The organism is Vibrio sp. 03_296, assembly GCF_002265885.1.
Genome location: NZ_NPKW01001342.1, coordinates 1 through 2,217, shown reverse-complemented (window position 1 = coordinate 2,217; position 2,217 = coordinate 1). Strand labels below are relative to the sequence as shown.

Annotated in this window: 1 protein-coding gene and 1 pseudogene; both read right to left on the bottom strand. The window is 50.1% G+C overall.

Annotated elements, in window-relative coordinates; all coding sequences use genetic code 11:
* Positions 1 to 61 precede the first annotated feature (61 nt).
* On the bottom strand, positions 62 to 2,047 hold the full coding sequence (gene tkt, locus CIK04_RS32035; protein WP_128824800.1) for a transketolase: 1,986 nt from the start codon (positions 2,045 to 2,047) through the stop codon (positions 62 to 64).
* 84 nt (positions 2,048 to 2,131) lie between these two features.
* Positions 2,132 to 2,217, bottom strand: a pseudogene (locus CIK04_RS33020) (transaldolase); the annotation flags it as partial.

Genomic DNA, 2,217 nt, shown 5'->3' with positions numbered 1-2,217 from the left:
TTAGGCACAAAAAAACCGATGCATTAACGCTCGGTTTTCTTTTAATCTTCGTAAGCTTACGCTAGCAGTTCTTTGCTGTGTTCACTACGTTTTCTACAGTGAAACCAAACATTTCGAACAGCTGGTCAGCAGGTGCTGATTCACCGAAAGTCGTCATACCGATGATGCGACCGTCGAARCCWACGTACTTGTACCAGAAATCCGCRATGCCCGCTTCGATAGCGATACGTGCKGTKACGTCTGATGGCAATACAGATTCACGGTAAGCCGCRTCTTGCTTGTCGAAAGTATCAGTAGCAGGCATTGAAACCACACGCACTTTCTTACCTTCAGCGGTYAGTTGTTCWGCCGCTTTCACTGCTAGCTCAACTTCWGAACCCGTCGCGATTAGGATCAGCTCAGGCTTACCATCGCTGTCTTTCAGGATRTAACCACCTTTGGCGATGTCTGCCACTTGCTCAGCACTGCGTGGTTGCTGTGCTAGGTTTTGACGAGAGAAAATCAGTGCCGATGGACCATCTTTACGYTCAATCGCCAGTTTCCATGCAACTGCCGATTCCACTTGGTCACATGGACGCCATGTGCTCATGTTTGGCGTTAGACGCAGYGATGCGATTTGCTCAACCGGTTGGTGAGTTGGGCCATCTTCGCCAAGACCGATAGAATCGTGCGTGTACACTTGGATGTTCTGAATCTTCATCAGAGCCGCCATGCGCATTGCGTTACGTGCGTATTCCATGAACATCAGGAAGGTTGCGCCGTAAGGTACGAAACCGCCGTGTAGCGCGATACCGTTCATGATCGCTGTCATACCGAATTCACGTACTCCATAGTGGATGTAGTTACCAGAGAAGTCGTTTGCTTCTAGCGACTTAGAACCCGACCACATGGTGAGGTTAGAAGGCGCTAGGTCAGCAGAGCCGCCCATGAATTCTGGCAGCATTTTACCAAACGCTTCTAGCGCGTTTTGCGATGCTTTACGTGATGCGATGTTCGCTGGGTTTGCTTGAAGATCTGCAATGATTTGGTTTGCTTTCTCTTCCCACTGAGCTGGAAGCTCGCCATTTACGCGGCGTTTGAACTCTGCGGCAAGCTCTGGATATGCTGCTTCATAAGCTGCAAATTTCTCGTTCCACGCTGCTTCCTTAGCTGCGCCTGCTTCCTTCGCTGACCATTCTGCGTACACTTCTTGCGGAATTTCAAAAGGACCGTGCTCCCAACCTAGTTCTTTACGTGTTGCTGCAATTTCTTCCGCACCTAGTGGTGCTCCGTGACAGTCGTGTGAACCCGATTTGTTTGGTGAACCAAAACCGATGATAGTTTTAGTACAGATTAGAGTTGGGCGAGGATCYGCTTTAGCRGCTTCAATTGCTGCGTTGATCGCTTCAGCATTGTGACCATCCACWGCTGGGATAACGTGCCAGCCGTAMGCTTCGAAACGCTTAGGCGTATCGTCAGARAACCARCCTTCAACGTGACCGTCGATAGAGATGCCGTTGTCATCCCAGAATGCAATCAGTTTACCAAGRCCTAGCGTACCCGCTAGAGARCAWGCCTCGTGCGAGATACCTTCCATCAGACAGCCATCACCCATGAACACGTAAGTGAAGTGGTCAACGATGTCGTGGCCWKSTTTGTTGAACTGCGCTGCGAGCGCTTTCTCAGCCATTGCCATACCAACCGCGTTGGTGATGCCTTGACCTAGAGGGCCCGTYGTTGTTTCGATACCAGGCGCGTAGCCGTATTCTGGGTGGCCCGGAGTCTTAGAATGCAATTGACGGAAGTTTTTCAGATCATCGATAGAAAGCTCGTAACCGCTWAGGTGCAGTAGCGAGTAAATCAGCATCGAGCCGTGGCCGTTAGAGAGTACRAAACGGTCGCGATCAGCCCACTCTGGGTTTGATGGGTTGTGGTTTAGGTGGCCACGCCAAAGAACTTCAGCGATGTCCGCCATACCCATAGGTGCGCCTGGGTGGCCTGAGTTTGCTTTTTGTACGCCGTCCATGCTGAGTGCGCGGATTGCATTAGCKAAATGTTTACGATCCATAATAAATACCGAATATTATTTGAGTCTAAAGAGGAAATAAGTGAGGGGGAACTTTTGCGTTCCCCTAGTTTTGATTCTGTGTGATTACAGTTTCGCTGCAATCATCGCTTCTAGTTTGCCTTGGTCAACGGCGAAGTTACGGATACCTTCTGCCAGTTTCTCAACCGCCA